General features: G+C 50.3%; 20 protein-coding genes. 6 read left to right on the top strand and 14 right to left on the bottom strand.

Annotation, left to right across the window (positions count from 1 at the left end):
• Positions 1-229: 229 nt before the first annotated feature.
• The 4 genes from LN341_RS18870 to LN341_RS18855 form a co-directional block, all read right to left on the bottom strand.
• A complete protein-coding gene (locus LN341_RS18870) occupies positions 230-562 on the bottom strand; it encodes a multidrug efflux SMR transporter (protein WP_370643812.1) in 333 nt (110 codons plus the stop codon).
• Positions 563-703: 141 nt separating this feature from the next.
• Positions 704-1,090 (bottom strand): hypothetical protein, encoded by a 387-nt coding sequence (locus LN341_RS18865; RefSeq protein ID WP_046219943.1) that lies wholly within the window; start codon positions 1,088-1,090, stop codon positions 704-706.
• 197 nt (positions 1,091-1,287) lie between these two features.
• Complete coding sequence (locus LN341_RS18860) at positions 1,288-2,253, bottom strand: cation diffusion facilitator family transporter (protein WP_234205185.1); 966 nt, start codon at positions 2,251-2,253, stop codon at positions 1,288-1,290.
• A 23-nt stretch (positions 2,254-2,276) separates the two neighbouring features.
• Positions 2,277-2,903, bottom strand: a complete 627-nt coding sequence (locus LN341_RS18855) for a DNA-3-methyladenine glycosylase I (RefSeq protein ID WP_234205183.1) — start codon at positions 2,901-2,903, stop codon at positions 2,277-2,279.
• A gap of 344 nt (positions 2,904-3,247) precedes the next feature.
• Here LN341_RS18855 and LN341_RS18850 point away from each other — a divergent pair, with 344 nt between their 5' ends.
• Positions 3,248-3,535, top strand: coding sequence for a hypothetical protein (locus tag LN341_RS18850; RefSeq protein WP_046219946.1), 288 nt, complete (start codon positions 3,248-3,250; stop codon positions 3,533-3,535).
• Between the two features lie 271 nt (positions 3,536-3,806).
• Here the strand turns inward: LN341_RS18850 and LN341_RS18845 are convergent, their stop codons facing one another.
• The 5 genes from LN341_RS18845 to phhA all read right to left on the bottom strand — a co-directional run bounded on the left by LN341_RS18845 (position 3,807) and on the right by phhA (position 7,968).
• Entirely contained in the window at positions 3,807-4,163 is a 357-nt protein-coding gene (locus tag LN341_RS18845) for a hypothetical protein (protein ID WP_046219947.1), read from the bottom strand.
• Positions 4,164-4,324: 161 nt separating this feature from the next.
• On the bottom strand, positions 4,325-5,518 hold the full coding sequence (locus LN341_RS18840; RefSeq protein WP_046220098.1) for a cystathionine beta-lyase: 1,194 nt from the start codon (positions 5,516-5,518) through the stop codon (positions 4,325-4,327).
• Positions 5,519-5,644: 126 nt separating this feature from the next.
• Entirely contained in the window at positions 5,645-6,352 is a 708-nt protein-coding gene (locus tag LN341_RS18835) for a hypothetical protein (RefSeq protein WP_046219948.1), read from the bottom strand.
• Between the two features lie 469 nt (positions 6,353-6,821).
• On the bottom strand, positions 6,822-7,163 hold the full coding sequence (locus tag LN341_RS18830) for a 4a-hydroxytetrahydrobiopterin dehydratase (protein WP_027254207.1): 342 nt from the start codon (positions 7,161-7,163) through the stop codon (positions 6,822-6,824).
• The gene (gene phhA / locus LN341_RS18825) at positions 7,156-7,968 is read right to left on the bottom strand and encodes a phenylalanine 4-monooxygenase (RefSeq protein WP_234206661.1); all 813 of its coding nucleotides are present in this window, start codon (positions 7,966-7,968) and stop codon (positions 7,156-7,158) included. Before phhA ends, LN341_RS18830 begins: the two co-directional genes overlap by 8 nt.
• Before the next feature lie 516 nt (positions 7,969-8,484).
• Here phhA and LN341_RS18820 point away from each other — a divergent pair.
• Genes LN341_RS18820 through LN341_RS18805 form a run of 4 tightly spaced genes read left to right on the top strand, consistent with a single transcriptional unit; the run spans position 8,485 to position 13,418 of the window.
• Positions 8,485-9,615: a homogentisate 1,2-dioxygenase gene (locus LN341_RS18820; protein ID WP_046219949.1), complete on the top strand. Its 1,131-nt coding sequence runs from the start codon at positions 8,485-8,487 to the stop codon at positions 9,613-9,615.
• Between the two features lie 54 nt (positions 9,616-9,669).
• Entirely contained in the window at positions 9,670-10,692 is a 1,023-nt protein-coding gene (locus LN341_RS18815) for a fumarylacetoacetate hydrolase family protein (RefSeq protein WP_046219950.1), read from the top strand.
• Positions 10,693-10,704: 12 nt separating this feature from the next.
• Positions 10,705-11,343 (top strand): maleylacetoacetate isomerase, encoded by a 639-nt coding sequence (gene maiA / locus LN341_RS18810; protein WP_234205181.1) that lies wholly within the window; start codon positions 10,705-10,707, stop codon positions 11,341-11,343.
• A gap of 59 nt (positions 11,344-11,402) precedes the next feature.
• Positions 11,403-13,418: an acetoacetate--CoA ligase gene (locus LN341_RS18805; RefSeq protein ID WP_234205179.1), complete on the top strand. Its 2,016-nt coding sequence runs from the start codon at positions 11,403-11,405 to the stop codon at positions 13,416-13,418.
• An 80-nt stretch (positions 13,419-13,498) separates the two neighbouring features.
• Here LN341_RS18805 and LN341_RS18800 read toward each other — a convergent pair whose 3' ends face one another.
• The 5 genes from LN341_RS18800 to LN341_RS18780 form a co-directional block, all read right to left on the bottom strand.
• A complete protein-coding gene (locus LN341_RS18800) occupies positions 13,499-13,972 on the bottom strand; it encodes an RES family NAD+ phosphorylase (RefSeq protein ID WP_234205177.1) in 474 nt (157 codons plus the stop codon).
• A complete protein-coding gene (locus tag LN341_RS18795; RefSeq protein ID WP_052729922.1) occupies positions 13,973-14,392 on the bottom strand; it encodes an antitoxin Xre/MbcA/ParS toxin-binding domain-containing protein in 420 nt (139 codons plus the stop codon).
• A gap of 117 nt (positions 14,393-14,509) precedes the next feature.
• A complete protein-coding gene (locus LN341_RS18790; RefSeq protein WP_046219953.1) occupies positions 14,510-14,983 on the bottom strand; it encodes an NYN domain-containing protein in 474 nt (157 codons plus the stop codon).
• 153 nt (positions 14,984-15,136) lie between these two features.
• Positions 15,137-16,000, bottom strand: a complete 864-nt coding sequence (gene fghA / locus LN341_RS18785; RefSeq protein WP_234205174.1) for an S-formylglutathione hydrolase — start codon at positions 15,998-16,000, stop codon at positions 15,137-15,139.
• Positions 16,001-16,072: 72 nt separating this feature from the next.
• Entirely contained in the window at positions 16,073-17,221 is a 1,149-nt protein-coding gene (locus LN341_RS18780; protein ID WP_234205171.1) for an S-(hydroxymethyl)glutathione dehydrogenase/class III alcohol dehydrogenase, read from the bottom strand.
• A gap of 142 nt (positions 17,222-17,363) precedes the next feature.
• Between LN341_RS18780 and LN341_RS18775 the strand changes: the two genes are divergently transcribed.
• On the top strand, positions 17,364-18,266 hold the full coding sequence (locus tag LN341_RS18775; RefSeq protein ID WP_234205170.1) for a LysR family transcriptional regulator: 903 nt from the start codon (positions 17,364-17,366) through the stop codon (positions 18,264-18,266).
• Positions 18,267-18,337 lie beyond the last annotated feature (71 nt).

Genomic DNA, 18,337 nt, shown 5'->3' with positions numbered 1-18,337 from the left:
CTGTCTGAAGCAGAACAAGCTTCAACTGCAATTCATCCAGATGAAGCCAGAATAAACCCGCTCAGATGACTGCATACTGAATACATAATTACGCACTTTTCACTGGTGAAAAGTGCGATATTTTTCTTATTCTTTCTTTTGATTTTGTGTGGCCGATCAGGTTTATCCGCCCGAATCATCACCAAGGTGGCGGCTATCCAAGGTGCAAATGCTACGCCAGAGCGGCCGGTCAGTGTGCTAAGGATTTGGAAAAGACATTGATAATGAGCGTGCCGGCCAGGATCATTGCAATCCCCAGCAGAGCAAACAGATCCAGCTTTTGGCCGTACCACAACCAACTGATCAGGGCGACCAGAACGATCCCTGCCCCGCACCAAATGGCATAGGCGACGCCAATTGGCACAACTTTTACCGTCACGGAAAGCAAAAAGAATGCAGCACCATACCCGGTTAATACAATCAGGGTCGGCACAAGCTGAGTAAATTGCTGCGTTTTAGGCAGCATAGAAGTCGCGATCACCTCACAGACGATCGCCATAAATAAGGCCAGCATAGGCGGCAACGCAGAAATCACATGTAGCATGATCGACTCGCTTTCATAAAAATCGGCCCATTCTACACATGAATTACCTGCGTTCCACGGTCTTACAAAAAAATCTTTTGCCAGACAGGTACTGACCGCTCAGTGACGACACAGGTGTCGCTAACTTTCCCATTCCACCACATGGCCATCGTCATACACACCGTCACTGTAAGCCGGCGTGTAGTTGATAAAAATGTTGTTCTGCGCGACAGGTAAAGTTCGTGACAGACTGGTTGCTATCAGCTCCAGCATGGCTGCAATTTGTGCTTCAGTGTTGAAATTAGGCGCAACCATATCAACAAGAACGGGGTGTGAGTTTGATGGCTGCTGGTTTGCCAGTTGCCCGCCGTGCACGAAATGGCCGGCGGGTATGTATTCCCACACAATCATGATGTGTTGCTGGGGAATCTGAGTGGCGTCTGCAATGGCCTGGGATAAAATACTTAAAGCAACATTGACTTCAACATCACCTGCGAAGGGTAAAGATTTGATACGAATCAGCGGCATATATCCCCCGGTTTCTCATGAGCCAGTCGGAAACCGGCCAGCCGTGAAGGTTCAAAAAAAGCCAAATATACAGTCGGTTAGATGACACATAGATTCGGTGTTTTCTTTTTAAGCCTAGTGAGATCACCTCAATAAAAGAGAATCACAAATGAGACGGAAAGATAAAAAAGTACCAAACTGCTGAACAAGCTGCGTCCTTAGCGGTTTGGCTTATTCTTTTGCTGGTGAAGCCGTTCCTCCAGTGAGCACGGATTCACGAGTCTTTCCTCACAAGTATAAGGCTCGATATGGATCACCACATCAATCACATTATCCATCTGTGTGATAATCGTCGTCTTGAAGCGCTCACTGATCCCATGGGCATGCTCAATCGTCATCTCCGGATCCACCAGAATATGGCAATCCAGTAATAAGCTCCCCCCTGTCTGGCGGCTGCGGATGGCATGAATTTCCCGTATATCTCCGTCTTCTTCTGCCAGTTGAACCAAGCGCTTTTCGACCTCCTCACTGCCCCGGGCATCAGTCAGCTCTTTCAAAGCAGGCCAGATAATCTCAAAGGCGGCCTTCAGGATCATCCCGGTCACCAGTAATGCCGCAATTTGGTCCAGATATTTCAGGGAAGGAAAAATGGCATTGGCGATCACAGCAACGGCAACAGGAACAGAGCTGAGCGCATCACTGCGATGGTGCCAGGCATTGGCTCTTAACGCCCCGCTTTGAATGTGTTTTGCTTTTTGCATTGTCCAGCGGTACAGGAGTTCTTTCATCACAATCGCAGCAACAGCAGCATAAAATGCCAGCATTCCCGGGGCCGGCGGCGCAGTGTCGCTGAGCGTTTCTATCGAATCCCAGCCCATCCCTATCCCAACCAGAGCCAGCATCAAGCCGATGAAAACATTTGCCAGCGTTTCAAATTTGCCATGACCATAAGGATGATTACTGTCCGCAGGCGCCATCCAGTAACGGGAGCCGAACAAAATGACGGCATCTGTGATCAAATCTGAAAAGCTGTGAACACCGTCCGCCACTAATGCCTGACTGCCCGCAACCTTACCGACTCCGATTTTCACAACCGCCAGAAAAACATTCAGAATTGCACCGACCAGGGTCACGGTGCGAATGGTTTTTCCCTTCACGCTGTCTTGGTCTGATGCTTCAGGCATACTCATTTCTGCTGCTCACTCTCTTATCCTTCAATTGATTTTTCATTGTCAGTTCCGCCCTTTACAGCCCCCTGGCTCATGACGGCGCGTTCATAACAATAGCAGTCGACCAGATGATCATTCACCATGCCGACTGCCTGCATTAAGGCATAACAAATGGTTTCACCGACAAACTTAAAGCCTCGCTTTTTGAGAAACTTGCTCATAGCTTTTGACGCCTCGCTACTCGCAGGCACCTGATCCATACTCTCCCAGCGATGATTGATCGGTACACCGCCCACAAACTGCCACAATGCAGCCGACAAACTGCCAAACTCTTGCTGTAACGCCAACGCAGCTCTCGCGTTAGAAAAAACGGAATTGACCTTGCCTCTGTGCCTGATAATGTCAAACCCGGTCAGGATCGTTTCCGCTTCTTGATCACCCCACTCTGCCAGTTGCTTCAAATCATAACCAGCAAAGGCTTGCCGATATGCCTCACGACGTTTCAGTATGGTGTACCAGCTTAATCCGGCCTGTGCACCTTCCAGCGTGATAAATTCAAACAAGACAGTATCATCGGTGACGACTTGCCCCCACTCAGTATCATGGTATTCACGTTCCAGAGGCTGATGCATCGCCCATGCACATACTTTCGGTTCTTCGGCCATCAAATATACCTTTTAGAAATATAAATAAACATGTGTTCAAAACAACACTTAAAATATAACCATTTTTCATCCAAACATCGCACGCTTTAATCAATGTTATGGTTTGATTACTGAATCAAAAAAAACGATATTTCTTAGCAAGATATGTTTAAAAAACACTTAATAAGAAACACTGTACATATTGGTTTCTATACCCATGCCAAAATAACGCACTAAAATTTCACAAAAATATCGCTTAAGTCACAATATCAAAGAAATCCCATCAAAGAATTTGAATTTCATTGTGGGTATTTCATAATAGTCGCGTCAATATTCATATATTGGCTCGACAATAAGGACTGGAAATGAAACACATCGTTGATTTCATCGAGCAACTTGAAAGAGACGAACACTCTTTCACCATTTGGGTGTATGCCCGGAATGGAAAATTTAGTCCATTTGCCGATAAAGGAAAAACATCGACAACGAAAGCACTTCAGAAAGCAATCGATCAGAATTTACAAGTGGTTGTAGAACTGCAGACACCAGCAGAACACAGCAGTTACTTAATTCTGACTGAAGTACACATCGTTGTACCGGTGCTGTTCCACCAAGGACAAGTCCATTCAATGGGTAAATCCTTAGCGGCATAAACGCACCAGGATTGTGGAAAAACAAAAAGAAGAACTTGGGCTAGGTTTATTTCTTATCCACATTCCCGATGCGTTCTAAAACAGACCGAAAGGTCTGTTTTTTTATCACATATCTAACCAAACAGTAAGATATATATTTTACTCAGACAAAAAACTTAGGTAATAAGTTTATTACTAACAATTAACAACAAAAACAATGAATATAATTCATTGTTTTACTGCCTGAGATTGGAAACACTGAACGATTTCAGTTATTTCCCCACCCCATAAATTAGTAGCTATTTTCTGTCGTGACTTTCGGTTCACCTGCCAGGATCTGGCTGCTTTGCATGAGTCGACGCTGTCCACTATCACAAGCCGTTTTACCGTCATCCCAGCCTTCATTAAAACGGGTATCTGAATTATTCAGCGCAATATCTTTCATATATTCAGTATCAACAACACCTTTGAGGCTTAAGGCACTTTCACAGCCCTGGTTATATCCAAAATGATAAATGCTGTCGTAAGGTTCGTCATTCACATAAGCCTTAGGAAAGAGTGTGTACTCACCTACGCCGTATTCTGAATCCATGCTGGTGCAACCCGCCAATACCCATGCCCCTAACAATAGTAGAGATAATTTTTTCATGGCCTTTCTCCTTGTCGTTCAGCCACAAGTGACCCAAACAGGTCATATGACTAAATTCTAGCCTATTTCAGAAACTTACCTAAAAATGTGTTCGTATTTATCAATAGCCAGAAACAGAAAAGGCCACTTCAAGTGGCCTGTCATCATGAAAACCGGTCAGCTTACTCCGCCGTCAGTACGGCATTCAGCCTTTCGAATCCTTTTTCCAGATCCCGAATCAGATCGTCACAATCTTCTAACCCGATATGAAGCCGTAAAATTGGACCCGCAAAGTGTTTCTTCTTCGCAGTACGTAGTTTATTCACATCTTCACTGGCCAGAATCAGGCTTTCGAAGCCTCCCCAGGAATACCCCATGCTGAAATGTTCCATGCCATCAAGCAACGCTGTCAGTGCTTCCGTGTTGCCCCGGTTCAGGACCACGGAGAACAAGCCGTTGCAGCCTTTAAAATCCCGGAGATAAAACTCGTGCCCTTCGCAGCTCGGCAGTGCCGGATGGCGGACATGATCCACTTCGGGTCGCTCAGCCAGCCAGCGGGCCACTTTCAGACTGTTCTCCTGATGCTGGCGCAGACGCACGCCTAAAGTACGCAGCCCCCGCATCGCCAGATACACGTCATCAGGGGACGTACACTGTCCCATCAGATAGCTGTGTTCGCGTAACTGATCCCAGCAACGTTCATTGGCCGTTGCCGTGCCTAACATGACATCCGAGTGCCCGACGATATACTTGGTCGCGGCCTGAATAGAAATATCAACCCCATGTTCAAACGGCTGAAAATTGATCGGAGAAGCCCAGGTATTATCCAGCATGACAACAATATCGCTTTCATGTGCAATGCGTGCCAGCGTGGGAACGTCCTGCACTTCCATGGTGATAGAGCAAGGCGATTCCAAAAACAAGACCGTGGTATTCGGGCGGATTAAGTCCCGGATTTCTTCACCAATCATAGGGTCATAATAAGTTGTTTCGACCCCCATTTTTGCGAGTACCTTGTCGCAAAAATCCCGGGTTGGCTCATAAGCGCCGTCCACCATCAGAATATGATCGCCGGTTTTGACAAATGACAGAATGGCATTAGAAATCGCAGCTGTGCCGCAAGGGTATAACGCGCAACCCACCCCGCCTTCCAGCTCAACCATGGCATCCTGAAAAGCAAAGTGCGTATTGGTGCCGCGGCGGCCATAAAAAAGCGCTTTGTTTGCCCTGTTGGCGGTCGCGTGTTTCATCTCTTCGACGGAATCAAACACTATGGTGGAGGCGCGGCTGACCGGGGGGTTCACGAGTTGCTGAGTCCACTTTTTCGAGCGGCCGGCGGTGATGATTTTGGTATCTAATGCTTTTTTATCTGCCATGCTGTTCCCAATGCCTGTCATTCGTCCATCTAACTGATAAAGCCATTGCATTCGCAATGGCTTCTTACATCACATGACGTTATCACACTTACCTTATGTTTGGGTACAGCACAGCGACTGTGACAGTTATCTTATTGCTGCATAAGATATATCATTCGCGATAGGCGCTGGCGCAGTCTGCGGACGCGGCTGAGATTTAGGTTGTGGCATCACCACGGCCTCTGGATCCACCATCTCGAGATGAGCCCGGTAATTCAGGCACTCACGCATCACCTCTTGTTCATCTGCCACTTTCGCGGTTAATACTGTCAGTAACACCGCTTTATAAGCAAAGTGACGATGTAACGCGATAGCCAGATTAGCTGAGCAAGGTTTGTCACCTAACGGACGCAGAACCTGAAGGGCCTGGCGTTTCGGGTAAAGCTGAAAAACATTATGGTTGATGCCATTGGCTTCCCGGATCTGGTTTCTGATCTCGCATCGCGACACCGGACTGTAATAGCCGTAGTCTTCTTCGCCAGCCACACGTTTGAGATAGGCATGATGCAGATGGGTCATGGTGCCATGCAGGGCCGGCAGACTGAGAAAGATGATATCTTCATAGTCTTCACCCAGGGTTTGAAAAATTCCCCGCGTTTGCGGCACAAAACCATGATTGAGCAAGCAGGTGATCGATTTCAGTCCCGCCATATATTGCGTGAGCACCGCTAGCATCGCCGTATACAGTTCCGGCGGTTCAGTAATATTTTCGCGGATATTTTCATGAAGTGTCTGAAGCTTATACTCCAGAAACTGTACAATCTGATGGTTCAGCTTCATCTCTGCGTCATACATAGCGCCGCCCCCATTTCGTTATTGTCCGGATCAACCCGATCCGTGATACGCCACATTGCTTTGCAGGTCGTCCACTTCCTGTCAAACCTCAAAATCACGACAAGAATGTGATCTTTGTCATGCAAATAGAGTGCCGGGTCACTACTGCGTGAGGACACGGCAGTGCAGCCTAGGTGGTGTAAACTTTTGTGACTTGCATCGCATTTTGCAAGGCGAAATGCAAAACGCTGACCGGAAAAGAAGATGAGAGAGACAGCAAGGCTGCCACCATGAATCTCCCGATCAGGGGATCAAGAGAAATGGCGACACTGACTGCCTCAGACAAAGATTGAGCACCACGTCAGTGTCAATAATGCTGACACAGTAAAACCGTCTCTTCAGGAACAGTGAACAAAAAAAGCGCCGGTAAACCAGCGCTTAATATGTGTTCTTTGCCAACAGACGTGTTTTTTAGAATCAATCAATGTGTTTAATTTTCAAACAGGCGATCTGTTTTGGCGGCACAGATAAAGTCGTTTTTATGAAGCCCTTTAATTGAATGGCTCCACCAGTTGACTGTCACTTTACCCCACTCAAGCGTAATGGTCGGATGATGAAATTCTTCTTCAGCCATCTCTGCCACCTGATTGGCAAATGCCCAGGCCAGCTTAAAATTCTTAAACTTATACGCCCTTTCCAGCTGCTTGATTCCCTCAACATTGAGCACCTCCCACTCTGGGATGGCTTTTGTCAGCTCAACCATTTCATGGTCTGTGACCATAGGGGCGTCAATTTGACAGGCTTCACACTTCAATTCAGTTAAATCAGACATATTCCCCAACTTGCTCCTTGTTCTTCGGTGGGTACAAAGGTGCATGCAGACCCAAAGACTGGGCCTGATGCACCATACTCATGATGTCTTGATGGGCCAGCTCAAACAGTTGCTGTATACCATCAATCTCAAAATAAATCGGCTGCATGATGTCAATCCGATAAGGGGTGCGTAACACATCAACCGGATCAAATGCTTTGTAAACCGGTTTGTCGCTGGTCATGGCATATTCAGTTTCACCCGGAGAAGACAGAATACCGCCACCGTAAATCCGGCGCTCACCGTGCTGGCGAATCAGGCCAAACTCAACGGTAAACCAGTACAAACGCGCAAGATAAACCCGCTCCTCCTTGGACGCAGCGAAGCCTAAACGGCCATAGGTATGGGTAAATTCTGCAAAAGCCGGATGGGTCAGCATGGCACAGTGGCCAAACACTTCATGGAAAAAATCAGGTTCCTGCAGGTAATCGAATTCTTCCCGGCTGCGCAGGAATGTCGCCACCGGAAACTGTTTATTGGCCAGCAGTTTAAAGAAACGGTCGAAATTAATCAGCGCCGGCACTTCAACACACTGCCAGCCTGTACTTTTCATCAGCACCTGATTCACTTCAGCCAGTTGCGGTACGCGATCGACAGGCAGATTCAACAGTTCCAGCCCTTGAATATATTCATCACAGGCCCGGCCTTGAATGCAGCCAAGCTGTCTTGTCACCAGATCATGCCAGATCTGGTGCTCATCGTCAGACCAGTGAATAAAGCCGTTTTCATCCGGCTGTTTCGATACATACTTTGTCGCTTTGCCCATAAAACAACCTTCTATGTCTCTCTGCCTTACCTTGGCAATCATCAGCTCAACGGTCTGTTTCTCCGGCTCATGCATGGCTGAGCTGCGAATAAACAACAGATAAGTCTGGAGCTGTCCCTTCTCGTTTAAGGGTAGGCGTTTTAGGGATCGCAATGGAACCATCTGAGTGGAATCGCACAATGGCTTCGGTGTAACAATAATTTTACATACCCCGCATTGCTGAGCATCTGTCAGACCAGATTGAAAAAACGAAGCAGAGCACTGACTTAGACCATCAATAAGAACATACAGTTATGTAAAAAAAACCGCACACTTTGCAAAAGTGAATATTGGTAAAGGGGTTGCTTGTTAACTCGCTCTCAACCAGAGTTAAAGCAGAAGGTTAACACGATGTTAAGCCAGATCAGCCGGGACACAACCATCAGAGTGAACCGGGCGTCTGGCACACAAGGATAGAGACAGTGGGTTTGTCGCTGCTGACAAACGCAGGCTGTCATCGTCAATGAGGACCCAAAGATGCGTCACTGGTTTCAATTTCCGATTATCGAAGGTAAAGCCTCACGTCAGGCCCACTGTGACTTGCCGGAAGGTACGTATGAACGCGAATGCGGTAAAGAAGGCTTCTTTGGCCCTGCAAGCCACATGTATCACAGCAATCCGCCGACGGGCTGGGTGGAATGGGACGGCCCCTTGCGCCCCCGCGCCATCGATACCACCCGTCTTGAGCAGCCTGGTGAATCGCCCTGGGATGCATCATTAGTGCTGTACAACAACCAGCTGAAACTCAGAGTCTGGAATACCACTCAAAGCATGAACCATCTGGTTCGCAATGGTGATGGCGATGAAGTACTTTTCATTCATCAGGGCAGCGGTCAGCTGTATTGTGATTATGGCCACCTGGCCTTCACCGAAGGCGACTACATCACCATTCCCCGTGCGACCAGCTGGCGCATTGAGGTCGAAGAGCCGGTGTCGATGTTACTGATTGAAGCCACCAACAGTGGTTATCAGATGCCGGATCGCGGTCTGGCAGGCCAGCATGCTGTGTATGACCCGGCAGTGCTGGAATACGCCCGTATCGACGACGCCTTTCTGGCTCAGCAAAATAATGATCAGCGCTGGCAGGTCAAACTGAAAGCCCGCGATCAGATGAATACCATCACCTACCCGTACAACCCGCTTGATGCGCAGGGCTGGAAAGGGAACCTGACCGTCTTCAAACTGAACTGGCGTGATATTCGCCCGCTGATGAGCCATCGCTATCACTTGCCGCCGTCAGCCCATACCACATTCGTTGCACATGGTTTCGTCATCTGTACTTTCGTCCCTCGCCCGATCGAGTCTGATCCGGGCGCGCTCAAAGTGCCGTTTTATCACAACAACGATGACTACGATGAAGTGCTGTTCTACCACAAAGGCAACTTCTTCAGCCGTGACAATATTGAAGCCGGCATGATCACGCACCACCCTTGCGGCTTCTCACATGGTCCGCACCCGAAAGCGCTGGCGGCCAGCCAGTCGCAGCCGAAGAAAGAAACCGATGAAGTCGCGGTGATGATCGACACCCGATATCCGCTGGAAGTCGCGGATCTGCCGGAAGGCGTTGAAAACAAAGACTATGTATATTCCTGGATCAATCGTAAGTGATCCACCGGCGAAAAAACAAGCATTAGATTTACATTGTAAAGTAAGGAGTAAAACGTGAAATTAGCTTCTTTAGACCAAGGCCGTGACGGACAACTGATTATCGTTTCACGTGATCTCACTCAAGCCGTACATGCACACGACATCGCACCGACACTGCAGTTTGCTTTGGATAACTGGGATCAGGTCGAGGCGGATCTGCAACACCTGTATCGCAACCTCAACGACGGTATTGCGCAAGATGTGTTCCCGTTTAACCCGGCACACTGCGCCTCTCCGCTGCCGCGGGCTTTTCAATGGGCAGACGGCAGTGCCTACGTCAACCATGTCGAACTGGTTCGCAAGGCACGCGGTGCTGAAATGCCGGAAAGCTTCTGGACTGATCCCCTGATGTATCAGGGCATGTCCGATGGTTTTCTCGGCCCGCGCCAGGACATTGAAATGGCCGATGAAAGCTGGGGAATCGATTTTGAAGGTGAAATTGCGGTGATCACCAATGATGTCCCAATGGGCACACGCACCGAAGAAGTCCACGGCCATATCAAATTGCTGATGCTGGTCAATGATGTCTCGCTGCGCAATCTGATCCCCGCCGAACTGAGCAAAGGCTTTGGTTTCTTTCAGTCCAAGCCGGCTTCTGCGTTTTCACCTGTGGCCGTCACTCCGGACGAGCTGGGCGACAGCTGGCATGATTACAAAGTCCATCAGCGCCTGACTGTACATCTCAATGATAAGTTGTTCGGTGAGCCCAATGCCGGTGTCGATATGACGTTCAACTTCGCCGAACTGGTCCAGCATGTGGCGAAATCCCGTCATATCTGCGCGGGCACCATTATCGGATCCGGCACGGTCTCAAACGTAGATCGTTCCAGCGGCTCCTGCTGTCTGGCTGAACGCCGCATGCTGGAAATCATCGATCAGGGTCAAGCCGTCACGCCTTTCATGAAGTTTGGCGACAAAGTCAGAATTGAAATGTTTGACGACAATGGCGACTCCATCTTTGGCGCGATTGAACAGACAGTGGTGAAATACCAGCACCAGTACGATCCTGCCGATCTGAACCACCACAAGCCAGACTAACAAGGAGGCCGGATGACGCTCTATGACTATTTCCGCTCATCCGCCGCCTACCGGGTGCGTATTGCGCTCAACCTGAAAGGGTTGAGCTATACCAGTCACCCGGTATCTCTGGTGGATAAAGCGCAACAATCACCGGCTTATCAGGCCATCAATCCATCACAGCTGGTTCCGACCCTGGAAACCGAGCAGGGATATCTGAGCCAGTCACTCGCCATCATCGAATATCTGGATGACTGCTATCCCGAAACCGCATTGCTGCCTTCTGACCCCTGGCAAAAAGCACAATGCCGCGAACTGGCTCTGAGCATTGCATGTGATATTCACCCGGTGAACAACTTGCGTATTCTCAACTATTTAACGCAAGAGCTGGGAGTGAGCCAGGAAGATAAGCTCACCTGGTATCATCATTGGCTGCAGCAGGGCTTGGCTGCACTGGAAGCCAGAGTGGCGGCAAGGCAGGCGAATCAGCCAAGCACCTTCTGCTGCGGCGACACGCCCTCGCTGGCCGATATTTGTCTGGTGCCTCAGCTTTATAATGCGCGCCGGTTTGAGCTTGATTTGTCCCCCTACCCGACACTGGTCAAAATTGATGCAGCCTGCCAGAAACTGGCGTCTTTCGCACAGGCTCACCCGGATAATACGCCACAATAAAAGTAGAAAGGCGAAAGTGAAGACGCCAGACGTAAGCCATCACGATAAGGACGATAACGATGAGCATGCAAGACCATCCTCTGGAAGAAGATCAAGCCCCCATTCTCTGGCAGCCGACCAAAGACAGTATTCATGACAGCTTGCTGTACCAGTTCATGGTGGATCTGAGCGAGCAGGAAGACACCCTGTTTCACGACTATCAGCAGCTTCACCATTGGTCTGTCACGCACAGTGAACAGTTCTGGGACCGACTGTGGGATTTCTGCGGCGTGATCGGCGATAAAGGCAGCAGAGTGACAGACTGCCCTCCCGGCAGTGCGGAGCCGGCCAAAGACACCCGCTGGTTCCCGGATGCCCGTCTGAACTTTGCTGAAAATTTACTGGCCTACGCCAAACAGGCACCGGAAGCAGCGGCCATTGTGTTTCATTGCGAAGGACAGGCAGAGCGACGCCAGCAACTGAGCTGGCAGAACTTATACGATCAGGTTTCTCAACTCAGCCAGTATCTGCGTCAGCAAGGCATCTCACAAGGGGATGTTGTCGCCGGCTATCTGCCGAATTTGCCTCAGACGATCATTGCCATGCTCGCCACCAGCACAATTGGCGCGATCTGGACGTCGACCTCGCCGGACTTTGGCGTAGACAGTGTGGTAGAACGCTTTGGCCAGACGTGCCCGAAACTCCTGTTCGCGGCCGATGGGTATTTCTATAACGGCAAAAGTCACAGCTGCATTGAGAAAGTTAATGCCATGCTGACAGAACTGCACAGCGTCGAAAAAGTCGTGCTGATCCCATTTGCCGGTATGACACCACCCACTGCTGGACCGTTGTCTGAGCGCTGCCAGTATTGGGATGATGCGTTGTCCGCGTATCAGCCATCAGTCATTCAATTTGAGCCCGTTGAGTTCAATCATCCGCTCTACATTCTCTATTCTTCCGGCACCACAGGGAAACCCAAGTGTATTGTTCACAGTGTCGGCGGCATGTTGCTCAATCATCTGAAAGAACACATGCTGCACAGCAACGTCAACAAAGGGGATCGCCTGTTCTACTTCACCACCTGCGGCTGGATGATGTGGAACTGGATGGCCAGCGGGCTGGCGGCAGGTGCGACGCTGATTCTTTACGAAGGCTCGCCATTCTATCCGGACGGGAATGTGTTGTGGGATATGGCCGCGCAGGAAAACGTGACTTTATTTGGCACGTCAGCCAAGTATCTTGAGGCGCTTGAGAAAAAAGGCTATCAGCCCAACCAGACTCATCGCTTAGCCAGCCTGCGAACCCTGTGTTCTACCGGCTCTGTGCTGGCACCGGAACAGTTCGACTATGTGTATCAGTCTGTGAAATCTGATGTGCAACTGGCATCGATCTCCGGCGGCACCGACATTTGTGGCTGCTTTGCCATCGGTAACCCCCTCAGCCCTGTGTACCGTGGCGAATGCCAGGGGCGCGCGTTAGGCATGGATGTGCAGGTTTATGATGACAATGGTAAACCTGTGATTGACGCTCAGGGCGAGCTGGTTTGCTGTAACAGCTTTCCGCACCAACCCGTTGGATTCTGGAACGATGAAGGTGGTAAGCGCTATCACAGTGCATACTGGGAGGTGTATCCCAACACCTGGCATCACGGTGATTTTGTTCAGCTGACCCGTCACGGCGGATTAGTCTTCTTTGGCCGCTCCGATGCCGTGCTCAACCCGGGCGGCGTACGCATCGGGACAGCGGAGATCTATCGTCAGGTCAATCCGATGGGCGAGATCATCGATTCGATTGTGATCGGTCAAAACTGGCTGAATGACGTGCGCGTGGTGCTCTTTGTTCAGCTTGCCGAGGGGCAGCAACTCGACGACACGCTGCAGGCCCGGATTCGCCAGCGTATCAAAGAACATTGCTCGCCGCGCCATGTTCCTGCGGTGATTCTGTCTGTCACCGATATTCCGCGCACCAAATCCGGCAAACTGGTTGAGCTGGCGGTGCGGAATGTGGTGCACCAGCAGCCGGTGAAAAACGTCGGCGCACTGGCCAACCCGGAGGCGCTGGAACAGTACAAAAATCGTCCGGAGTTGCTCTCCTGAGCCCGATCTGACGGCCAATACGACACACGCCCCGTTCAGGGGCGTGTGTGTTTTTAACGGGATAGTTCTGGCACACAAGATCAGTTGCCCGGAAACGCTCGCGCATTAAATAGCTGAGCGGTTTTATCCACCAGCCTGAGATGGACAATGCCATCATGAAGCGGATTCAGCACGATGATCGACTCCAGTCCATTCGGTGTTGCCGCGCTGGGGACAATCAACCCGGTATGGGTTTTATCTGCCAGCCATTGCGAACCAATATGGCGTGTTGAAGCAGGATGAGGATAAACATTCCAGTCTGACGGCAGTAATGCGGTATCGAGTCGCTCTGCCAGCTCATCAGGCAGCTCGTAAATGCCCAACACGTAATCTTTGGGGATTAACTTGGGCAGCGGAAAATAATTCGCCATTTCCAGCATGGCAACTGAAGGCGACAGTGAAAAATACAGCACAGGAAGGCCTTTATGGTTCCATCTTGCCCCATCCTGATAACTGGCCCCCAACCCCTGATAATTTTCAAGGTACTGCTCTGGCGTAATGCGGTAAAGCAGCATTTAGGAAAACTCGCCCCAGGCCATTTTATTCAGGGTTTCTTTCACCATCCTGCGCCCGGTGAAGGTATCCAGCAATTCAGAGGGCTTTTTATTGTTCAGCGCTGGCAAAGGGGTATTTAACAGTTCCTGTGCCAATTCCCTGTCTTCGTACAACGAAAATGCTGCATTGAAAACACTCAGAATATCCAGCATTTCTTCAGACTGATGCTTGTCCAGCGCTTTGCGTTTATACAAACGATGAAGATTACCGCTGGTCGTCCCTAATGCACTGCAGATGATTGCGCGTTGCGTCGGCAAGGTTTTCACGACAGACTCCACGACTTTGCCAGCCACACCCGCAGTGATGGTTTCAAGCAACAGATACTGATCATCAAAAATGTTATTTTGCAGACCCACATCAGTGATGAATGAGTGTGACATCCTGAACTCCTGTAAAACGCATGACACACTCAGTATACATCCAATTGATGTAGCAACAACATCAGGTTGATGTCGAATCTTTCGAAAATGACCTGACTGCCCTTCCCAGGCACTGAGTTACAACAGCAAATCGTTGTTGATAGGAAAATAAGTGCTGGCTTCGTTCACCAGCGATGCTGCGGTCAGGTCAGGCACACCATACAGTTCCACCTGTTTGCCTTTATCGACTCGCAACTTGTTCAGCAGCAAATCAAAATCACCATCGCCGGAAACCAGCACCACCACATCGGCTTCAACTGAGTGTTCCAGCGCATCAATCGTGATGCCAACGTCCCAATCGCCCTTTGCTGAGCCATCTGCACGCTGAATAAAAGGCTTCAGTTTCACCTCAAAACCAATGGCGCGCAGGATGTTCTGAAATTCCTGCTGCTTACGATCACCACGGTCAATCGCATAGGCAAAGGCAGCCACCACTTCTCTGTCTTTGGTCACTTTGGCCCAGAAGGCGTTGTAGTCAAAGTTTCGCTGATACTGCTGCCTGGATGTGTAATACACGTTTTGCACATCCACAAATATGGCCACTTTTTCCATTCAGTTACATCCTGATTTATGAAAGTTCGCTGCCTGTATCAACAGCGTTTGGGCAATACTACCTTGTCAGCAAGTCGAGGCATAGCAAACCGCCACGGCAGGGTAGACAAAACGTACCCTGCAGTGGCTCGCGTTATCAGATCTTGTGAGAATTCAGTGCCGATCTGTCAGCAAATACCCGGCATGGAAGTGCAGGTGATCGTCAATGAAACTGGCGATAAAGTAATAGCTGTGGTCGTAACCGGACTGCATGCGCAGTTCGAGCGGCGAATCATGCTGCTCGGCAGCGGCCTTGAGCAGCTCAGGTTTAAGTTGCTCATTCAGGAAGTTATCGGCGTCACCCTGATCCACCAGCATTGGCAATGCGGCTTTGCCCTGCTTCAGCAATTCGCAGGCATCGTACTGACGCCACGTTTCTTTGTCATTCCCCAGATAGGCCGAGAAGGCTTTTTGTCCCCACGGGCACATCATCGGATGCGTAATCGGACTGAACGCAGAAATGGAACGATACTGCTCCGGATGCTTCAGCCCAATCGTCAGAGCGCCATGTCCGCCCATACTGTGTCCGGCAATCGACTTCACATCAGACACCGGGAAATGGGATTCAATCAGGCCCGGCAGTTCCTGAACCACGTAATCATACATCCGGTAATGCGTGTTCCAGGGCGGCTTGGTCGCGTTCAGATAAAAGCCTGCGCCCTGCCCCAGATCGTAATTGTCGTCATCAGCTACATCATCGCCACGCGGGCTGGTGTCCGGCATGATCAGGGCGATCCCCAGCGACTCAGCCACACGAAAAGCACCGGCTTTTTGCGAGAAATTTTCATCCGTACAGGTCAGACCCGACAGCCAGTACACCGCAGGCACCGGATGCTCCGCTGTGGCCACGGAAGGCAGGAAAATGGAAAATCGCATGGTGCAGTTCAGCGTTTCTGACGCATGCGTATATTGTTTCAGCCAGCCACCAAAGGTTTTGTTCTGGCTGACATGCTGCAGATTTTGGGATTCAGAAGTCATCACTTCATCCTTTGAAATCGAACCACACAGCCTGTGGCTGTATGGTTCATGCTTGATTGGTTTGGGGTTAGCTTACTTATCCATATGGACAACACTGCGAATGCTCTTGCCTTCATGCATCAGCGCAAACGCTTCGTTGATTTCATCCAGACCCATGGTATGGGTGATAAACTCCTGCAGACCAAATTCACCCGCCAGATACTGCTCAACAATGCCCGGCAACTGAGAACGGCCTTTCACACCACCAAAGGCAGAACCACGCCAGACCCGGCCAGTCACCAACTGGAACGGACGCGTAGTAATTTCCTGACCGGCACCGGCCACACCAATGATCACCGACTCACCCCAGCCCTTATGGCAACATTCCAGCGCCGAACGCATCACATTCACATTGCCGATACACTCGAACGAGAAATCCACACCGCCGTCGGTCATTTCGACAATCACTTCCTGAATCGGCTTGTCGAAATGCTGCGGGTTGATGACATCCGTCGCACCCAGTTGTTGTGCCAGTGCAAACTTGCTTTCGTTGATATCAATGCCAATGATACGACTGGCACCTGCCATGCGCGCACCGATAATGGCCGATAAGCCAATGCCGCCCAGACCAAAAATCGCGACCGTATCACCGGCTTTCACTTTCGCGGTATTCAGCACAGCCCCCATGCCTGTTGTGACGCCACAACCCAGCAGGCAGACTTCTTCCAGCGGTGCCGCTTTGTTCACTTTCGCCAGAGAAATTTCTGGCAGCACTGTGTACTCCGAGAACGTGGAGCAGCCCATATAGTGATAAATCGGCTCCCCATTGATCGAGAAACGCGTTGTGCCGTCCGGCATCAGGCCTTTGCCCTGCGTTTCACGCACGGCCTGACACAGGTTGGTTTTGCCCGAGGTACAGAATTTACACTCACCGCACTCAGCAGTGTAAAGCGGGATCACATGATCCCCCACGGCCACGCTGGTCACGCCTTCACCCACCATTTCAACAATGCCACCGCCTTCGTGGCCCAAAATCGCTGGGAAAATCCCTTCCGGATCATCGCCTGATAACGTAAAGGCATCCGTGTGACAAACCCCCGTCGCCACAATGCGAACCAGCACTTCACCGGCTTTCGGCAGCTGAACATCGACTTCTTCCATTTTCAGCGGTTCACCCGCAGCCCAGGCGACAGCCGCTTTCGATTTGATTGAGGTTTGACCGGGTTTCAGTGCCAGCGTCATGAAATCTTCCTTATTGTTGAATGAGATACACAGCTTTCATTCAGTATATCCCTGAACATCTCAGAAATAATTACCGATTCCGGCAAATCATTTTTACGACTGTGTAATAATCAGCACTTCGGAATCAAACACGGAACACACCATGGCAAACTGGGAAGGCGTCAGTGAATTCGTCGCCGTAGCAGAATCGAGCAGCTTCACGCTGGCGGCGAAAAAACTGTCCACCTCGGTGGCTCAGGTCAGCCGCCGCGTCGCAGCGCTGGAAGACAGGCTCGCCGTCAAACTACTCAACCGCACCACACGGAAAGTCACGCTGACGGAAGCCGGCATGCTGTATTTCCAGCAATGCAAACATCTGGTCGACGGACTGGAACAGGCGGAACTCGCCGTCACGCAGATGCAAACCACCCCAAAAGGATTGGTGCGCGTTACCGCCCCCGTCACCTACGGCGAGATGCACCTTGCCCCTCTGATCAATCAGTTTTTAGAACACTACCCGCACGTCGACATCGAGTTGATGCTGACCAACCAAAAACTCGACCTCATTGAATCCGGCATTGATCTGGCCATACGCTTAGGCCGGCTGGAAGATTCCACCCTGCTGGCCCGCAGGCTGTCGACCCGGCAATCATATGTCTGTGCCAGCCGGGCCTATCTGGCGCAATACGGCGAGCCGCACACTTTGTCTGAACTGAGTAAACATCAATGCCTGGTCGGCTCCGTGGATGTCTGGCGGTTCAAAGACAATCAGCAAAACAGATCGATTCGTATCTCAGGCCGGCTCAAATGCAACAGTGGTTTTGCCCTGCGTGATGCCGCCAAACGGGGACTGGGCCTCATCCAACTGCCCGATTATTACATTCAGCAGGATCTGGAATCCGGCGAGCTGATTGAAGTGCTGGCCCAATACCGCGATGACAAAGAAGGCATCTGGGCGTTATTTCCATCCAGCGTCCGGCTGTCTCCGAAAGTGCGCCTGCTGGTGGAGTTCTTAGTGGAAAGCTTGGCGGTGGGTTTAAGTGAAAACAACCTTTCACAACGCTGAAACTGCTTAGGCGGCGTCATACAATTGAACACAGCACCGTTTAAAGAACAGATTGCCTGATAAACAGCGAT

The sequence above is a fragment of the Photobacterium sp. TLY01 genome (assembly GCF_021432065.1).
In the GTDB taxonomy this organism is placed as follows: domain Bacteria; phylum Pseudomonadota; class Gammaproteobacteria; order Enterobacterales; family Vibrionaceae; genus Photobacterium; species Photobacterium halotolerans_A.
This window is presented reverse-complemented; position numbering and strand designations above follow the sequence as displayed.

Excerpts from the sequence above, each read along its gene's own strand:
- LN341_RS18865 (WP_046219943.1), bottom strand. The coding sequence starts at position 1,090 with ATGCCGCTGATTCGTATCAAATCTTTACCCTTCGCAGGTGATGTTGAA.
- LN341_RS18860 (WP_234205185.1), bottom strand. The coding sequence starts at position 2,253 with ATGCCTGAAGCATCAGACCAAGACAGCGTGAAGGGAAAAACCATTCGC.
- LN341_RS18855 (WP_234205183.1), bottom strand. The coding sequence starts at position 2,903 with ATGGCCGAAGAACCGAAAGTATGTGCATGGGCGATGCATCAGCCTCTG.
- LN341_RS18850 (WP_046219946.1), top strand. The coding sequence starts at position 3,248 with ATGAAACACATCGTTGATTTCATCGAGCAACTTGAAAGAGACGAACAC.
- LN341_RS18845 (WP_046219947.1), bottom strand. The coding sequence starts at position 4,163 with ATGAAAAAATTATCTCTACTATTGTTAGGGGCATGGGTATTGGCGGGT.
- LN341_RS18840 (WP_046220098.1), bottom strand. The coding sequence starts at position 5,518 with ATGGCAGATAAAAAAGCATTAGATACCAAAATCATCACCGCCGGCCGC.
- LN341_RS18835 (WP_046219948.1), bottom strand. The coding sequence starts at position 6,352 with ATGTATGACGCAGAGATGAAGCTGAACCATCAGATTGTACAGTTTCTG.
- LN341_RS18830 (WP_027254207.1), bottom strand. The coding sequence starts at position 7,163 with ATGTCTGATTTAACTGAATTGAAGTGTGAAGCCTGTCAAATTGACGCC.
- phhA (WP_234206661.1), bottom strand. The coding sequence starts at position 7,968 with ATGGGCAAAGCGACAAAGTATGTATCGAAACAGCCGGATGAAAACGGC.
- LN341_RS18820 (WP_046219949.1), top strand. The coding sequence starts at position 8,485 with ATGCGTCACTGGTTTCAATTTCCGATTATCGAAGGTAAAGCCTCACGT.
- maiA (WP_234205181.1), top strand. The coding sequence starts at position 10,705 with ATGACGCTCTATGACTATTTCCGCTCATCCGCCGCCTACCGGGTGCGT.
- LN341_RS18805 (WP_234205179.1), top strand. The coding sequence starts at position 11,403 with ATGAGCATGCAAGACCATCCTCTGGAAGAAGATCAAGCCCCCATTCTC.
- LN341_RS18800 (WP_234205177.1), bottom strand. The coding sequence starts at position 13,972 with ATGCTGCTTTACCGCATTACGCCAGAGCAGTACCTTGAAAATTATCAG.
- LN341_RS18795 (WP_052729922.1), bottom strand. The coding sequence starts at position 14,392 with ATGTCACACTCATTCATCACTGATGTGGGTCTGCAAAATAACATTTTT.
- LN341_RS18790 (WP_046219953.1), bottom strand. The coding sequence starts at position 14,983 with ATGGAAAAAGTGGCCATATTTGTGGATGTGCAAAACGTGTATTACACA.
- fghA (WP_234205174.1), bottom strand. The coding sequence starts at position 16,000 with ATGACTTCTGAATCCCAAAATCTGCAGCATGTCAGCCAGAACAAAACC.
- LN341_RS18780 (WP_234205171.1), bottom strand. The coding sequence starts at position 17,221 with ATGACGCTGGCACTGAAACCCGGTCAAACCTCAATCAAATCGAAAGCG.
- LN341_RS18775 (WP_234205170.1), top strand. The coding sequence starts at position 17,364 with ATGGCAAACTGGGAAGGCGTCAGTGAATTCGTCGCCGTAGCAGAATCG.